This window comes from Pseudomonas sp. B6002, from assembly GCF_013385985.1.
In the GTDB taxonomy this organism is placed as follows: domain Bacteria; phylum Pseudomonadota; class Gammaproteobacteria; order Pseudomonadales; family Pseudomonadaceae; genus Aquipseudomonas.
The window spans coordinates 149429-165488 of record NZ_JACAOY010000025.1; the positions used below are offsets into that span (position 1 = coordinate 149429).

14 protein-coding genes and 4 tRNA genes are annotated in these 16060 nt (G+C 61.6%); 14 read left to right on the plus strand and 4 right to left on the minus strand.

Annotation, left to right across the window (positions count from 1 at the left end; genetic code table 11):
• The first annotated feature begins 68 nt into the window (after positions 1-68).
• The 12 genes from truA (at position 69) to HX792_RS25815 (ending at position 9606) form a co-directional block, all read left to right on the plus strand.
• Positions 69-893 (plus strand): tRNA pseudouridine(38-40) synthase TruA, encoded by an 825-nt coding sequence (gene truA / locus HX792_RS25760; protein WP_176998789.1) that lies wholly within the window; start codon positions 69-71, stop codon positions 891-893.
• 64 nt (positions 894-957) lie between these two features.
• Positions 958-1590 (plus strand): phosphoribosylanthranilate isomerase, encoded by a 633-nt coding sequence (locus HX792_RS25765; protein WP_176998726.1) that lies wholly within the window; start codon positions 958-960, stop codon positions 1588-1590.
• 245 nt (positions 1591-1835) lie between these two features.
• Positions 1836-2756 (plus strand): acetyl-CoA carboxylase, carboxyltransferase subunit beta, encoded by a 921-nt coding sequence (gene accD / locus HX792_RS25770; RefSeq protein ID WP_016976632.1) that lies wholly within the window; start codon positions 1836-1838, stop codon positions 2754-2756.
• Positions 2753-4060 carry a bifunctional tetrahydrofolate synthase/dihydrofolate synthase gene (gene folC / locus HX792_RS25775; RefSeq protein WP_176998727.1) on the plus strand — a complete coding sequence of 436 codons (1308 nt, stop codon included), beginning with the start codon at positions 2753-2755 and terminating at the stop codon, positions 4058-4060. The genes accD and folC overlap by 4 nt, the downstream gene beginning before the upstream one ends.
• Complete coding sequence (locus HX792_RS25780; protein ID WP_176998728.1) at positions 4044-4706, plus strand: SPOR domain-containing protein; 663 nt, start codon at positions 4044-4046, stop codon at positions 4704-4706. The genes folC and HX792_RS25780 overlap by 17 nt, the downstream gene beginning before the upstream one ends.
• 245 nt (positions 4707-4951) lie before the next feature.
• Positions 4952-5509: a CvpA family protein gene (locus tag HX792_RS25785; RefSeq protein WP_003212681.1), complete on the plus strand. Its 558-nt coding sequence runs from the start codon at positions 4952-4954 to the stop codon at positions 5507-5509.
• 41 nt (positions 5510-5550) lie between these two features.
• Complete coding sequence (purF, locus tag HX792_RS25790; protein WP_058426877.1) at positions 5551-7056, plus strand: amidophosphoribosyltransferase; 1506 nt, start codon at positions 5551-5553, stop codon at positions 7054-7056.
• A 65-nt stretch (positions 7057-7121) separates the two neighbouring features.
• Positions 7122-8333: an O-succinylhomoserine sulfhydrylase gene (locus HX792_RS25795; RefSeq protein ID WP_176998729.1), complete on the plus strand. Its 1212-nt coding sequence runs from the start codon at positions 7122-7124 to the stop codon at positions 8331-8333.
• Positions 8334-8344: 11 nt separating this feature from the next.
• Positions 8345-9109, plus strand: coding sequence for an SDR family oxidoreductase (locus tag HX792_RS25800; protein ID WP_176998730.1), 765 nt, complete (start codon positions 8345-8347; stop codon positions 9107-9109).
• Positions 9110-9216: 107 nt separating this feature from the next.
• Positions 9217-9292, plus strand: a tRNA-Val gene (locus HX792_RS25805).
• A 55-nt stretch (positions 9293-9347) separates the two neighbouring features.
• Positions 9348-9424: transfer RNA gene (locus HX792_RS25810), tRNA-Asp, on the plus strand.
• 105 nt (positions 9425-9529) lie between these two features.
• Positions 9530-9606, plus strand: a tRNA-Asp gene (locus HX792_RS25815).
• 200 nt (positions 9607-9806) lie between these two features.
• Here HX792_RS25815 and HX792_RS25820 read toward each other — a convergent pair.
• Entirely contained in the window at positions 9807-11090 is a 1284-nt protein-coding gene (locus tag HX792_RS25820; RefSeq protein ID WP_176998731.1) for an FAD-binding oxidoreductase, read from the minus strand.
• 184 nt (positions 11091-11274) lie between these two features.
• On the opposite strand from HX792_RS25820, the gene HX792_RS25825 reads away from it, so the two are divergent.
• Positions 11275-11351, plus strand: a tRNA-Val gene (locus HX792_RS25825).
• A 469-nt stretch (positions 11352-11820) separates the two neighbouring features.
• Positions 11821-12450, plus strand: a complete 630-nt coding sequence (locus HX792_RS25830; protein ID WP_176998732.1) for a flagellar biosynthesis protein — start codon at positions 11821-11823, stop codon at positions 12448-12450.
• A 76-nt stretch (positions 12451-12526) separates the two neighbouring features.
• Here the strand turns inward: HX792_RS25830 and HX792_RS25835 are convergent, their stop codons facing one another.
• The 3 genes from HX792_RS25835 to HX792_RS25845 are packed head-to-tail and all read right to left on the minus strand — an operon-like array spanning position 12527 to position 15983.
• Positions 12527-13558 carry an SIS domain-containing protein gene (locus HX792_RS25835; protein WP_176998733.1) on the minus strand — a complete coding sequence of 344 codons (1032 nt, stop codon included), beginning with the start codon at positions 13556-13558 and terminating at the stop codon, positions 12527-12529.
• 2 nt (positions 13559-13560) lie between these two features.
• Positions 13561-14571: an ROK family protein gene (locus HX792_RS25840; RefSeq protein WP_176998734.1), complete on the minus strand. Its 1011-nt coding sequence runs from the start codon at positions 14569-14571 to the stop codon at positions 13561-13563.
• Positions 14572-14579: 8 nt separating this feature from the next.
• Positions 14580-15983 (minus strand): APC family permease, encoded by a 1404-nt coding sequence (locus HX792_RS25845; protein ID WP_176998735.1) that lies wholly within the window; start codon positions 15981-15983, stop codon positions 14580-14582.
• Between the last annotated feature and the right edge of the window lie 77 nt (positions 15984-16060).

Sequence of the window (16060 nt, forward strand, 5' to 3'; positions counted from 1 at the left end):
AATGGCCACCTTTGCGCAACTCATCAGGCTCTCAGTTCTTGGCAAATATAGATAACCCGGCCGCCGAAATGGCGGCCGCAGGCTTTTACCGCATCGCCCTGGGCGTGGAATACAAAGGCTCGCGCTATCGCGGCTGGCAGCGCCAGGCCTCGGGTGTGCCCACGGTGCAGGAAACCCTGGAAAACGCCTTGTCGAAGGTCGCCGACTCGCCCGTCTCGCTGATGTGCGCCGGGCGCACGGACGCCGGCGTTCACGCCTGTGGCCAGGTGGTGCACTTCGATACCCAGGCCGAGCGCTCGATGAAGGCGTGGGTCATGGGCGCTAATATCAATTTGCCCCATGACGTCAGCGTCAGTTGGGCCAAGGTCATGCCTGCGCACTTTCATGCGCGCTTCAAGGCCATCGCCCGGCGTTACCGCTACGTGATCTACAACGATCAGATCCGCCCGGCGCACCTCAACGAAGAAATCACCTGGAACCACCGCCCGTTGGACGCCGACCGCATGGCCGAGGCCGCGCAGTATCTGGTGGGTGTGCATGACTTCAGTGCGTTCCGTGCCGGCCAGTGCCAGGCCAAGTCGCCGATCAAGGAAGTCCACCACCTGCGGGTGACCCGCCACGGCAAGATGATCGTGCTGGATATCCGCGCCGGGGCGTTCCTGCACCATATGGTGCGCAACATCGCGGGTGTACTGATGACCATCGGCACGGGCGAGCGCCCGGTGGAATGGGCCAAGGAAGTGCTGGAAAGCCGGATCCGCCGTACCGGTGGCGTGACGGCTCACCCCTTTGGCCTGTACCTGGTGGACGTGGAGTACCGCGACGAGTTCGAATTGCCGGATCGTTTCATCGGGCCGCACTTCCTCACCGGCTTCAGCGAACTTGGCGGCTGACGCCCGGAAAAGCTTTTGTTACCATCCGGGACTTTATCGGTCCGATGCCTGAGGTTTTTACGACATGTCCGCCGTTCGCAGCAAGATTTGCGGGATTACCCGCATAGAAGACGCGCTGGCGGCAGTCGAGGCGGGGGCGGATGCCATCGGTTTCGTGTTTTATGCCAAGAGCCCGCGCGCGGTGACTGTGTTGCAGGCGCGGGCGATCATCGCGGCACTGCCACCGTTCGTGACCACCGTGGGGTTGTTCGTCAACGCCAGCCGCTGCGAACTCAACGAAACCCTGGATGCCGTGCAACTGGACATGCTGCAGTTTCACGGTGACGAAAGCCCTGACGAATGCGAGAGCTACCAGCGCCCGTACATCAAGGCGTTGCGCGTCAAGGCCGGTGACGATATCGCGGCGGCATGCGCAGCCTACACCGGCGCTCGCGGGATTTTGCTGGACACCTATGTCGAAGGCGTACCCGGCGGTACCGGCGAGGCGTTCGATTGGTCGCTGATTCCCGAGGGGCTGAGCAAGCCGATCATCCTGGCGGGCGGGCTCAACCCCGCGAATGTCGGGGCTGCGATCGAGCAGGTGCACCCGTATGCCGTGGATGTCAGCGGTGGGGTGGAGCAGGGCAAGGGCATCAAGGATCACAGCAAGATTCGCGCATTCATGCAGGCCGTGCGCAACAGCAGTGGCGGGATGTGACGGCTGGCAGTCTGCCGCCGTCCATAACTACCACTGTGTGAAACAGCACCGGTGCCGCCTGCGGGAGGCCCGGAAATGAAGTGGCAACCTTGCACTGGCAGGTTGTCTGGAAGGCTGAGGATATGTGCAGGAAATGGCCGGTCGAACACCTGACCCCGTCCTGCATGCGTCATCGCCACATATGAATTTAGCTCAAGGGCATACGCGGGGCTGTGTTCAAGCCACCGGTACTGGAGAAAGAAAGCATGAGCAACTGGTTAGTAGACAAACTGATCCCTTCGATCATGCGTTCCGAGGTGAAGAAAAGCTCGGTTCCTGAAGGTCTGTGGCACAAGTGCCCATCCTGCGACGCGGTGCTGTACCGCCCGGAGCTGGAAAAGACCCTGGACGTTTGCCCCAAGTGCAACCACCACATGCGTATCGGCGCCCGCGCCCGCATCGACATCTTCCTGGATGCCGAAGGCCGCAACGAGCTGGGTGCTGACCTGGAGCCGGTTGACCGTCTCAAGTTCCGCGACAGCAAGAAGTACAAGGACCGTCTGGTCGGTGCGCAGAAGCAGACCGGCGAGAAAGACGCGCTGATCTCCGTCAGCGGCAAGCTGTTGGGCATGCCCGTCGTCGTTTCGGCGTTCGAGTTCTCGTTCATGGGCGGCTCCATGGGTGCCATCGTCGGCGAGCGCTTTGTGCGCGCTGCCAACTACGCCCTGGAAAACCGTTGCCCGATGATCTGCTTCGCCGCCTCCGGTGGTGCGCGCATGCAGGAAGCCCTGATCTCCCTGATGCAAATGGCCAAGACCTCGGCGGTACTGGCGCGTTTGCGTGAAGAAGGCATTCCGTTCATCTCCGTGCTGACCGACCCGGTCTACGGCGGCGTTTCCGCCAGCCTGGCGATGCTGGGTGACGTGATCGTTGGCGAGCCAAAGGCCCTGATCGGCTTTGCCGGCCCGCGTGTGATCGAGCAGACCGTGCGTGAAAAACTGCCGGAAGGCTTCCAGCGTAGCGAATTCCTGCTGGAGCACGGCGCGATCGACCTGATCATCCCGCGTGGCGAGCTGCGCCCGCGCCTGGGTAACTTGCTGGCACAGATGATGGGCCTGCCGACGCCTGTCTACGTTGCGCCTAAAGTCGAACCCATCGTTGTGCCACCGGTGCCAGCAAACCTATGACCCAACGTACCCTGGGCGAATGGCTCGCCTACCTTGAGCAGTTGCATCCGTCCGCCATCGACATGGGCCTGGAGCGCTCGCAACAGGTAGCGGCCCGCCTCGGGTTGGGCCGCCCGGCACCGCGAGTGATCACGGTGACCGGCACCAACGGCAAAGGCTCTACCTGCGCCTTTGTCGCCGCGCTGCTGCAAGCCCAAGGGCTGAAAGTGGGCGTGTACAATTCCCCGCACCTGCTGCGTTACAACGAGCGGGTGCAGCTCAATGGCGTCGAAGCCACTGACGCGCAACTCTGCGAAGCCTTCGCCGCACTCGATGCCGGGCGTGGCGAGATTTCCCTGACCTACTTCGAAATGGGCACCCTGGCGGCGTTCTGGCTGTTCGAGCGCGCCCAGCTGGATGTGGTCGTGCTGGAAGTTGGCCTGGGCGGGCGCCTGGACACGGTCAATGTGGTGGACGCCGACCTGGCGTTGATCACCAGCATTGGTGTGGATCACGCTGATTACCTGGGCAATACCCGCGAATCCGTGGCCTTTGAAAAGGCCGGGATCTTCCGTCAGGGCAAGCCGGCGCTGTGTGGTGATCTTGACCCGCCGCACACCTTGCTCGACAAGGTGCGCGAACTGGATTGCCCGTTCTTCCTGCGTGGTCGCGAATTCAATCTCGATATTGGTGCTCAATCCTGGCAATGGCGTGGGCGTGATGTGCGCGGCCAGGTTGTCGAGCTACGCGACCTGCCGTTGCTGAACCTGCCGATGGAGAACGCCGCGCTGGCACTGCAGGCTTATCTGCTGCTGGACCTGCCGTGGAATGCCGAGCAGATCGCCGCCACCTTGTTGGCGACTCGCGTGGTGGGGCGTCTGGATCGTCGTGAGTTCGAATGGCAGGGCAAGCGCCTGAACCTGTTGTTGGACGTGGGGCACAACCCCCATGCCGCCGAGTACCTGGCGCAACGCCTGTCCCGCACGCCGCCGGTGGGGCGCCGCCTTGCAGTGTTTGGCTTGCTCGCCGACAAGGACCTGGAGGGCGTGGTCGCGCCTTTGCTGGGCAATGTCCAGGCCTGGGCTGTAGCGCCGCTGGATACGCCGCGCAGCCGCCCGGCCGCCGAGCTGGAAGTGGCGTTGCAGAACCTTGGTGCGCCGGTGGCGTCGTATGCAAGCGTCACCGCGGCGCTTGAAGCGCAGTGTGCGGTGGCAACGGCCGAGGACGAAATCCTGTTGTTCGGATCATTTTATTGTGTTGCCGAGGCGCTTGAGTGGTTGGCCCGGCGCTCCACGGAGGAAGCTGCACATGGCATTACTGGATAGCGCATACAAGCAGCGAATGGTCGGAGCCCTGGTTCTGGTGGCGTTGGCGGTGATTTTTCTGCCGATGCTGTTTTCCCGCCAGGACGAGCAGCGCCAAGTGGTCGTAGAAGCCCCGGCTGCGCCCCAGGCGCCCGCTGTGCCTCAGGTGCAGGTTGAGCCGGTGGTGGTGCCCGAACCTCAGGCGTTGCCGGAAGAAGAGCCGGTGCCGAGCGATGCGGAAGTGGCCGCCCAGCAACCGCCGTCTGCGCCTGTGCAGCCGAGTGTGCCAGTGGTCAAGCCGGCGCCTGCTGCGCCGGTGGCTGCGGCCAAGCCTGTCGCCCCGGCACCTGCACCCAAGCCCGTAGCGCCGCAACCGGCTGCGCCGGGTAAGCCGGATGTGGGTCAGAGCCGCATCGACCCGAATGGCTTGCCGATCAGTTGGTCCATCCAGGTTGCCAGCCTGGGCAACCGTGAAGGTGCCGATGCCTTGCAGAAAAAGCTGCGCAGCCAGGGCTATAACGCTTATATCCGCAGTGCCGATGGCAAGAACCGCGTGTTTATCGGGCCGCTGATCGAGCGTGCCGAGGCGGACCGCCTGCGTGACCTGCTGGATCGCCAGCAGAACCTGAAGGGTTTCGTCACCCGTTTCCAGCCTGAGCGCGGTTAATACCGCCTAATGCAAGCCAAATGTGGGAGCTGGTTTGCCTGCGATGACGGTGGGTCAGTCAACAGTGATGTTGAATGTGCCGGCCCCATCGCAGGCAAGCCAGCTCCCACATTGGTTTTGGGGTGAGGTTGAAATCGGATATTCCAACCCCAACCTATTGATTTGCAAAGCAGCCGTAATCACAGCTTACCGATAGCCCAGCGCTCTGCTAAAATGCGCCGCCTCATCTGTCCATAGGCTGCACTGTGCCATTTACCTGGGTTGATTGGGCGATCGTTGCCATCGTCGCCATCTCCGCTTTGATCAGTCTAAGCCGCGGCTTCGTAAAAGAAGCGCTGTCGTTGCTGACCTGGATCATTGCAGGAGTCGTAGCCTGGATGTTCGGCGGTTCACTGTCGGTCTACCTGGCCGGATACATCGAGACACCTTCGGCTCGCGTCATCGCGGGCTGCGCCATCATGTTCATCGCCACGCTGCTGGTGGGGGCAATGGTCAATTATCTTATTGGCGAGTTGATACGTGTCACCGGCCTCTCCGGGACCGATCGATTTCTCGGCATGGCCTTCGGCGCCGCACGTGGCGGCTTGCTGGTGGTTGTGGCGGTCGGGCTGTTGAGCCTGGGGCCAGTACAGCAGGATTCGTGGTGGCAAGAGTCTGTGCTCGTGCCAAAATTTCTATTGGTTGCAGATTGGTCCAAGAACCTCATATTGGGGTGGAGCAGTCAGTGGCTGGCCAGCGGAATCAGCGTACCCGCTGACCTTCCGTTCAAGGAACACCTCTTACCGGCCAAAACGCCTCAGTAAGTTGTGTTCAGTCAAGATTCATTAAGTAGGGGTTGCGTCGCATGTGTGGCATCGTCGGTATCGTCGGTAAGTCGAACGTCAATCAGGCGCTGTATGACGCGCTAACCGTCCTCCAGCACCGCGGCCAGGACGCTGCCGGTATTGTGACCAGCCACGACGGCCGGTTATTCCTGCGCAAGGACAATGGCCTGGTTCGTGACGTGTTCCATCAGCGTCACATGCAGCGCCTGGTCGGGCACATGGGCATTGGCCATGTGCGTTATCCGACTGCCGGTAGCTCGACTTCGGCCGAAGCTCAACCGTTTTACGTCAACTCGCCTTACGGCATCACCCTGGCGCACAACGGTAACCTGACCAACGTTGAACAGCTGGCCAAGGAGATTTACGAATCTGACCTGCGCCACGTCAATACCAGCTCCGACTCGGAAGTGCTGCTCAACGTGTTCGCCCACGAGCTGGCCCAGCGCGGCAAGCTGCAGCCGACCGAAGAAGACGTGTTTGCCGCCGTGACCGACGTGCACAACCGTTGCGTCGGTGGCTACGCCGTCGTGGCCATGGTCACCGGTTATGGCATCGTCGGTTTCCGTGATCCCCACGGCATCCGCCCGATCGTGTTCGGCCAGCGTCACACCGACGAAGGCGTCGAGTACATGATCGCTTCCGAAAGCGTGTCCCTGGACGTGCTGGGTTTCACCCTGATTCGCGACCTCGCGCCGGGCGAAGCGGTGTACATCACCGAAGACGGCAAGCTGCACACCCGTCAATGCGCCGTGGCGCCGAAACTCACCCCGTGCATCTTCGAACACGTCTACCTGGCGCGTCCGGATTCGATCATTGACGGCGTTTCGGTCTACAAAGCGCGCCTGCGCATGGGCGAGAAGCTGGCCGAGAAGATCCTGCGCGAGCGCCCTGAACACGACATCGACGTGGTGATCCCGATTCCGGACACCAGCCGTACCGCTGCGCTGGAGCTGGCCAACCACTTGGGCGTCAAGTTCCGCGAAGGCTTCGTGAAGAACCGCTACATCGGCCGTACCTTCATCATGCCGGGCCAGGCAGCGCGCAAGAAGTCGGTGCGTCAGAAGCTCAACGCCATCGAGCTGGAATTCCGCGGCAAGAACGTGATGCTGGTGGATGACTCCATCGTACGCGGCACCACCTGCAAGCAGATCATCCAGATGGCCCGCGAAGCCGGTGCGAAGAACGTGTACTTCTGTTCCGCAGCGCCAGCCGTGCGTTACCCGAACGTTTACGGCATCGACATGCCGAGCGCCCACGAGCTGATCGCTCACAACCGTTCGACCCAGGACGTGGCTGACCTGATCGGCGCCGACTGGCTGATCTACCAGGACCTGCCGGACCTGATCGAAGCGGTCGGCGGTGGCAAGATCAAGATCGAGCAGTTCGACTGCGCCGTGTTCGACGGCAAGTACGTGACCGGTGACGTCGACGAGGCTTACCTGAACAAGATCGAGCAGGCGCGTAACGACTCCTCGAAGATCAAGACCCAGGCGGTCAGCGCGATCATCGATCTGTACAACAACTGAGTAAACACCGGCCCTGAGGGGCCGGTTTTGTATCTTAAATAAAGAATTGAGTAAGGAGTGGCAGCATGAGTCAGGAATGGGATGCCGGTCGGTTGGACAGCGACCTCGATGGCGTAGCTTTCGATACCCTGGCTGTGCGCGCTGGCCAGCACCGCACCCCGGAAGGTGAGCACGGTGATCCGATGTTCTTCACCTCCAGCTATGTGTTCCGCACCGCGGCCGATGCGGCTGCGCGGTTTGCCGGTGAAGTGCCGGGCAACGTCTATTCGCGCTACACCAACCCGACCGTGCGTGCGTTCGAAGAGCGTATCGCGGCGCTGGAAGGGGCTGAGCAGGCGGTTGCCACGGCAACCGGCATGGCAGCGATCCTGGCAGTGGTAATGAGCCTGTGCAGCGCGGGCGACCATGTGTTGGTGTCGCGCAGCGTGTTCGGCTCGACCATCAGCCTGTTCGAAAAGTATTTCAAGCGCTTCGGTATCGAAGTGGACTACGTGCCCCTGGCGGACTTGTCTGGCTGGGATAAGGCGATCAAGGCCAATACCAAGCTGCTGTTCGTCGAGTCGCCGTCCAACCCGCTGGCTGAACTGGTAGATATTGCCGCGTTGTCCGAAGTGGCTCACGCCAAGGGCGCGATGCTGGTGGTCGACAACTGCTTCTGCACGCCTGCGCTGCAACAGCCGTTGAAGCTGGGCGCGGACATCGTCGTGCACTCGGCCACCAAGTTCATCGACGGCCAGGGTCGTTGCATGGGCGGTGTGGTGGCCGGTCGCAGCGAGCAGATGAAAGAAGTCGTCGGCTTCCTGCGTACCGCTGGCCCGACCTTGAGCCCGTTCAACGCTTGGATCTTCCTCAAGGGCCTGGAAACCCTCAACCTGCGGATGAAGGCCCATTGCGCCAACGCCCAGGCGCTGGCCGAGTGGCTGGAGCAGCAGGACGGTATCGAGAAGGTGCATTACGCCGGCCTCAAGAGCCACCCGCAGCACGAGTTGGCCCAGCGCCAGCAGCGTGGCTTCGGTGCGGTGGTGAGCTTTGAAGTGAAGGGCGGCAAAGAGGGCGCCTGGCGCTTTATCGACGCCACGCGGCTGATCTCCATCACCGCCAACCTGGGTGACAGCAAGACCACTATCACTCATCCGAGCACCACGTCCCACGGGCGTCTGGCGCCGGCGGAGCGTGAAGCGGCCGGTATCCGCGACAGTCTGATCCGCATCGCGGTCGGCCTGGAAGATGTGGTCGACCTGCAGGCTGACCTGGCTCGCGGGCTGGCAGCCTTGTGATCGAGTGGTCCATGGAAGCAGCGACGGCCAGTAACGGCCGTGTAGCGTTGGTGACAGGCGCCGCGCGGGGCATTGGCCTCGGTATCGCGGCGTGGCTGATCAGCGAAGGCTGGCAGGTGGTGTTGACCGACCTGGACCGCGAGCGCGGTGCCAAGGTGTCCAAGGTACTGGGCGACAACGCCTGGTTTATCACCATGGACGTGGCTGACGAGAAGCAGGTGGCCCAGGGCGTTGCCGAGGTGCTCGGCCAGTTCGGGCGCCTGGATGCGTTGGTGTGCAACGCTGCAGTGGCTGACCCGCACAACATCACCCTGGAAAGCCTCGACCTGGCTTACTGGAACCGGGTGCTGGCGGTGAACCTGAGCGGGCCGATGCTGCTGGCCAAGCACTGTGCGCCGTACCTGCGTGCTCACGGCGGGGCGATCGTCAACCTGGCCTCGACCCGCGCCCGTCAATCGGAACCGGACAGCGAAGCCTATGCGGCGAGCAAGGGTGGCTTGCTGGCCCTGACTCACGCACTGGCCATGAGCCTGGGGCCGGAAGTGCGGGTCAATGCCGTCAGCCCGGGCTGGATCGACGCGCGTGACCCGGCTGCACGCCGTGCCGAGCCGTTGAGCGATGCTGATCATGCTCAGCATCCGGCGGGCAGGGTAGGCACGGTGGAAGATGTTGCTGCGATGGTCGCGTGGCTGTTGTCGCGTCAGGCAGGCTTTGTCACCGGGCAAGAGTTTGTGGTGGACGGTGGCATGAGCAAGAAGATGATTTACAGCGAGTGAGGCGGGTGGCCGTCTTGAAGTAATTTTGTCTTTTTTAGAAAAACTTCAAGCAGGGTATTGACTTAGGTCCGTTACCTGCGTAAATTTCGCGGCCTCAACGAAGCAAAGGGTGATTAGCTCAGCTGGGAGAGCATCTGCCTTACAAGCAGAGGGTCGGCGGTTCGATCCCGTCATCACCCACCACTTCTTGAGAGTTTTGCCCCAGGGCAAGACGCAACGTTAAAGGTTGCACCGACGCGCAGCGGTAGTTCAGTCGGTTAGAATACCGGCCTGTCACGCCGGGGGTCGCGGGTTCGAGTCCCGTCCGCTGCGCCATATTTTCCAGGTTCGACTCGTCGGGCTTGAGATTGAACAGTCAAGGCTGATTGATCAGATGTTTAAAGACGGTTGAGCGGTTTCGCTCAGTCAGTCAAGCGATACGCAGCGGTAGTTCAGTCGGTTAGAATACCGGCCTGTCACGCCGGGGGTCGCGGGTTCGAGTCCCGTCCGCTGCGCCATATCTGCATCAAGGCCCACTGAACGCCTTGAAGCACAAAGCAAGCCTCTGGCTACTTTGATCCGATAGCAAAGACCCTGGTCGAAAGACCGGGGTTTTTTGTTTCTGCGATTTGATAAATACGGTCTGTAGGAGCCCGCTTGCGGGCGATGGCGATTTCATGGATGCCATCGCCCGCAAGCGGGCTCCTACAGGGTTGAGTTAGAAACCTAACTTGTCGCGCAGGCCGTAATACCAGGCACCCATGGCGGCAAACGGTGTGCGCAAGAGTTGCCCGCCCGGGAAGGGGTAGTGCGGCAGGTCGGCAAACGCATCAAAACGCTCTGCCTGGCCTCTGAGCGCTTCGGCCAGTACCTTGCCTGCCAGGTGCGTGTACGTCACGCCATGGCCGCTGCAGCCCTGCGAGTAGTAGATGTTGTCGCCCAGGCGACCCACTTGCGGCAAGCGCGACAGGGTCAGCAGGAAGTTGCCGGTCCAGGCGTAGTCAATCTTCACATCCTTGAGCTGCGGGAACGCCTTGAGCATCTTCGGACGAATGATCGCTTCGATGTTGGCCGGGTCGCGCGCGCCATACACCACACCGCCGCCGAAGATCAGGCGCTTGTCGCGGGTGAGTCGGTAGTAATCGAGCAGGTAGTTGCAGTCTTCGACGCAGTAATCCTGCGGCAGCAGCGTTTTAGCCAGCTCATCACCCAGCGGCGCGGTGGTGATGACTTGCGTGCCGCAGGGCATGGACTTGGCCGCCAGCTCCGGCACCAGGTTCCCGAGATACGCGTTGCCCGCGACGATGATGAACTTGGCTCTGACCTTGCCTTCTGCGGTGTGCACCACAGGGTTCGCGCCGCGCTCGATGCGCACCGCTGCCGATTGCTCGTAGATGGTGCCGCCCAGGGATTCAACGGCCGCCGCTTCGCCGAGTGCCAGGTTGAGTGGGTGGATATGGCCGCCGCTCATGTCCAGCAGGCCGCCGACATAGTTGTCGCACGCCACCACTTCGCGGATACGGCGTTCGTCCAGCAGCTCCAGTTGTGTGTGCCCGTAGCGCTCCCACAGGCGCTTCTGCGACTCCAGGTGGCCCATGTGCTTGCTGTTGAGGGCGGCGAACACGCCGCCATCCTTCAGGTCGCACTGGATCTGATACTTGGCGACCCGCTCGCGAATGATCTTGCCGCCTTCAAACGCCATCTGCCCCAGCAGTTGCGCCTGCTTCGGGCCGACGCTGCGCTCGATCACGTCGATATCGCGGCTGTAGCTGTTGACGATCTGCCCGCCATTGCGGCCCGAAGCGCCAAACCCCACCTTGGCGGCTTCCAGTACCGTGACGCGAAAACCGTTCTCCAGCAGGAACAGCGCGCTGGAGAGGCCGGTGTAGCCGGCGCCAATCACGCACACATCGGTTTCGACGTCCCCTTGCAGCATTGGGCGAGGCGGGACCGCATTGGCGGACGCGGCGTAATACGACTGGGGGTAGGGGGTGTTCGCCATCCTGGAACCTCTGTTTTATATTTTTTACGAGTGCCCAGATCCTACCTGAGTTGAAAATTGCCTGCCAGCCACCCGAAAACCACAGGTGTGCCCTACGCAAATAAAAAATTCGCATATTCATAGGGTTAGCTGCAAAAAAGATGTTGACACCCCTTCGGAATTCCGTAGAATGCCGCCTCACAGCAGGCACGTAGCTCAGTTGGTTAGAGCACCACCTTGACATGGTGGGGGTCGTTGGTTCGAGTCCAATCGCGCCTACCAAACAAAATCCGCTCTGCTGGGCGGTCTAGAAGGGCTCACCGAAAGGTGAGCCCTTTTTTGTTGCCTGTGATTTGGCCAAGCGGCTCCCTTGGCCTTAATCACCAATATCGGTTGCTACAGGAGAGTCAGCAGAAAAGTGTAGCCACCGACAGCAGGCAGATGATTTGCACCACCATTTGGCAGCGTATTTCACCATTCGTTGTCGCCATTCCCATTTGTCCGGCGTACATAGCGGCTACCCTCTTGATCGGCAACAGTGCCGTCGGCGATGCGCGGGAACGCGCAAGGCCTGAATTGAGTATAGGTCTGTAACAGAATTCGTCACTGTTGGGCTGGCACTGTGCCTGCGAGGCGATGGAAGCTCTGTATTTTCACATCTGATCAGTAATACCTAAGTGCCATCATCTATGTACAATCGCCCCCGACCGATAACCGGTCGAGCCAATGACGGCGATAGGGAGTGGTGGTTATGAGCGTTCGGATTGCGTTTGGGGTTGCAGCATTGGTGATGTTGGCAGGTTGTGCCACCAGTCGCTCGGAAGTGGATGTCAATGTTGCACCGCTGAATACCACGCAGGCGGCTGCCGCCAGCAATGGCAAGAAGGTGCTGATCAGCACCGTCGATGATCGTGTCTTCCAGATCTCCCCTCGCAGCCCCGATGTCCCCTCCCTGAAAAACGATGAAGTGACGGACAAGTCGATCACCGAGCGCGCCATTGCGCGCAAGCGCAACAGCTATGGCAAAGGCCTGGGCGATGTGCTGCTGCCGTCGGGGCGCACGGTGTCCCAGTTGGTGAATGAGTCGGTCGCCGCCGCTTACAAGCAGGCCGGCTACCAAGTGGTGACCGAGCCGGGCACCGCCGATGCAACGGCCGTGAAGGTGCACATCGTTGAGTTCTGGTCGTGGTTCACCCCGGGGTTCTTCTACGTCGACGTCAGCAACAAGTCCCACCTGCGCATCGAGACGCCGGGTGCCACTGAGTTGAATGTGGTCACCCGTAAAAACGAAAGCATGCAGGCAGTGACTGAAAACGACTGGAAGAAGATCACCGAGGCCGGTTTGCAGGAAGTGTCGCGCGAAACACTCAAGCAGCTCTGACCTCGAATAAAAAAATGGGTCAACCGAAAGATTGGCCCATTTTTGTTTCTGCCGTATGCCTCGCCTGTCGCTGAAGTCAGTGAGTCTGCGTCACCTTCTTCAAAAACCTCGGCTGATCGGGATTACGCCCGCGCGCCACCGCCAACTGCGCAGCACTCAGATAAAACCCCTGGATCATCGTGAACGGCTCCAGCAACGGGTGCGCCGTCGGTACGCTGGGCAGCAAGCCTTCGCAGACGGTGTCACGCGGGGCCACCACCAGCACCTGGGCGCCGCGGGCGCGCATTTCTTCGGCAAATGCCAGGCTACCCGGCTGCTCCGGGCCCGAGGGGGCGAAGACCAGCACGGGGTAGCCTTCTTCAATGATCTCCATCGGGCCATGACGCACTTCGGCACTGGAAAACGCCTCGGCCTGAATGCCGGAGGTTTCCTTCAACTTGAGCGCGGCTTCTTGCGCGATGGGTAAGGCTGCCCCTCGGCCGATCACGATCATCTTGTCGGCGGTCGCCAATAACGTGTGCAGCGCCGACCAGTCTTCGCTGGCCGCCTGGCGCATTTGCTCCGGCAGCAGATGCAGGGCGCTGGTCAATCCGTTGTCGATGGCCAGCGCGTCGGCCAGGTAGGCCACGGATTGAGCGCCCGCGATCAACATCGCCACATAGCTCTTGGTGGCGGCCACGCTCTGTTCCAGGCCGGCCGGCAACAGCACTTCATGATCGCTCACCGCCGCCAGCGGCGAGGCCGGTGTGTTGACCAGCGCCACCGAACGTGCACCGCGTTGCTGCAGGTAGCGCACGCTGTCGATCAGGTCCGGGCTTTTGCCGGACTGGGAAAAGGCCGCGACCCACGCGTTTTTCAGGCGCAGCGGCGGCTGTTGCAGGCTGACCAGCGACAACGGAATCGACAGGCTAGGCACGCCCACCTGGCTCATCAGGGCGTAGCTGAAATAGGCGGCTGCATGGTCCGAGCTGCCGCGTGCAACGGTGATCATCAGTTCGGGCAGCGCGTGGGCCCATTGCTGGCTCAGCGCACGCACGGCGCTGTCCTCGTCGAGCATGCGTTGCACGATCGCGGGGATGGAAAGGGTTTCACTCAACATGAACGACATGATCAATCTCCAAGGGCGTCAATGGACTCGCCAGCGGCGATCAACTGGTGGGCGATGGCGTTCAACCCGGCGGCGTCCATGGCCATGCTGAAGGCGCCCCAGAGCGGCGCATCGTGGGTGAAAAACGCGGTAGTGAGCGCGGGCGGGAAGGGCACTACGCGTTGGATCAATTGCTCAATCATCGGTGCCAACAGGGACGCCTGGCGATACAGGCCGCCGCCAATCGCGATGCGCTCCACATCCAGCGCTACCGCCAGGTTGGCGACCTGTACGGCACATGCGGCAATGCGCAGCTCAAGGGCTCTGCGCACGTCGGGATTGGCGCTGGCAAACAGATCCAGAGGCTGATGCCCGTTCCCGAGCATTTCGTCAGCCAAGCGGCTCAGCGCATTGCCGGAAAACAGTTCTTCCAGGGGCGCGTTGCCGTTCTGGAAGGTGGCCCATTGCTCAGGATGTGCCGGGTCGATAAAGGGCGAGAGCAGGTAGCCGATTTCCATCGCGGCGCCATTGTGCCCGCGTACCAGCTTGCCATTGGCGATGGCGGCGGCAGAAAGCCCAGTGCCCAGGTTCAAGTAGATCGCGTTGTCGACACCGGCCAACGAACCCCAGCGCACTTCCGCCAGGGCGCCGGCTTTCACATCGTTGTCGAGGGTGACGCACACGTTGCCGAAGGCGCGGGCGATCAATGCCTGTAAGTCGAGCCCCTCGAAGCCTGGTGTGTTGGGCGCCATCAGCAAGGTCGGGCCGCGGACCACGCCGGGGAACACCGCGGCCACGCTCAGCACTTGGGCACTGTCGAATTCCGCCACGCAGTCGCGCGCGGCGTCGAGGATGCGCTGCAAAGCCGGCACGCCAGACAAACCGTCGGCGTGGGTGGCGAGGATCCGCGTATTCATACGCTGGCGAGCGGTGTCGTAGCAGGCCACCTGCGTCTTGGTGCCGCCCACGTCGATCGCCAGCAGCAAGCCTTGCCGGGGCGCCGCAGCGCCCGTTGATTCGATGGTTTCGTGCATTGCATTGATCACTTATTGAAAGGCCACAACCGCTGGACCCGTGCCCAGAACAGGTAGGCCACGCTGCCGGCCAGCACCCACACCAGCGACCATTGGACAGGGTAGGCGCCAGGCGCATTGTGGTTGGACGCCATGTAGATATAGACCCAGCCCAGCAGAGCGATCAGCGCAGGCACTGGGTAGAGCCACATTTTGTAAGGCCGTGCCAGGTGCGGCTTGGTCTTGCGCAGCACCAGCAAGGAGACGATCTGCGCCACCGACTGCACCAGGATCATCACCGCTGTCAGCAGTTGGATCAGCGTGTTCAAGTCAGTCAGCCGGCCGATCATGAAACCCACGGAGGTCAGCAGGCCCATGCTCAAGATGCCCCAGGTGGGGAACTCATGCTTGGGGTGGGTCTTGCTGAAAGCACTGAAGAACACGTTGTCCTTGGCCGCTTCGAAGGGCACGCGGGAGCCGCCGAGCAAGCCGGCGAACACCGAGGCAACGGCGGTGATCAGGATCAGCACGGTAACAATGCCCGCAGCGGTGCTGCCCCAGGTTTCGCTGAGCACCACGGAGGCGACGGATTTGTACGCGGCAGATTCCGGATCCAGCATGCGGTGCCAGTCCACCACGCCCAGCACGCCCACTTGCATCACCAGGTAGATCGTCAGGATGCCGACGATCGACAGGATGATCGACTTGGGAATCACCCGCCCGGGCTGCTCGACTTCACCCGCCAGGTAGGCCGAGGTGTTGTAGCCCAGGTAGTCATAGATGCCGATGGTCAGGCCACCGGCCATGCCGAACCAGAAACCGCTGTCGGCCAGGTTGAACGCGCCTTCCGGGAAAGTGAACGCCAGGTCGGCGTGGAAATTGGACAGCGCGGCAGCGATCAGTGCGCCGATGCTGACCAGCATGATCGCCCACAGCACGATGCTCAATTTGGCGATGGATTCGATTTTGCGCCAAAGCATGACGATGATCAGCCAGATGACGGCCAGACCGATCAGGTTGCCAGCCGTCGGGCTCATGTCGGGCCAGAACCAGGTGAGGTATTGCACGAAGCCGATGATGCCGGTGGACATGATCAGCGGGATAAACAGCATCGCCGTCCACACGAACAGAAATGGCAGCAGCTTGCCGGTGCGTTTGCCAAAGGCTTCGCGCAGGTAAACGTAAGTGCCGCCCGCACCCGGCAGCGACGCACCGAGTTCGGCCCAAACCAGCCCGTCACACAGCGCCAACAGCGCGCCGAGAATCCAGCCCAGGTAGGCCTGGGGCCCACCCATGATCACGATCATGGCCGGGATGGTAATGAAGGGGCCCACGCCGCACATCTGGCTCATGTTCAGGGTGATGGCGGGGAATAGGCCGATTTTGCGTTTGCCGTTGGGCAAATCCGGATCGACGGGTGTCAGCGTGCTCATGGGGACGACCTCTTGTTCGAGTGACAGACGCGTGAGGGCAGATTGCAAAAGGGCCTGCTTGCCATCGAGGGTGCTGT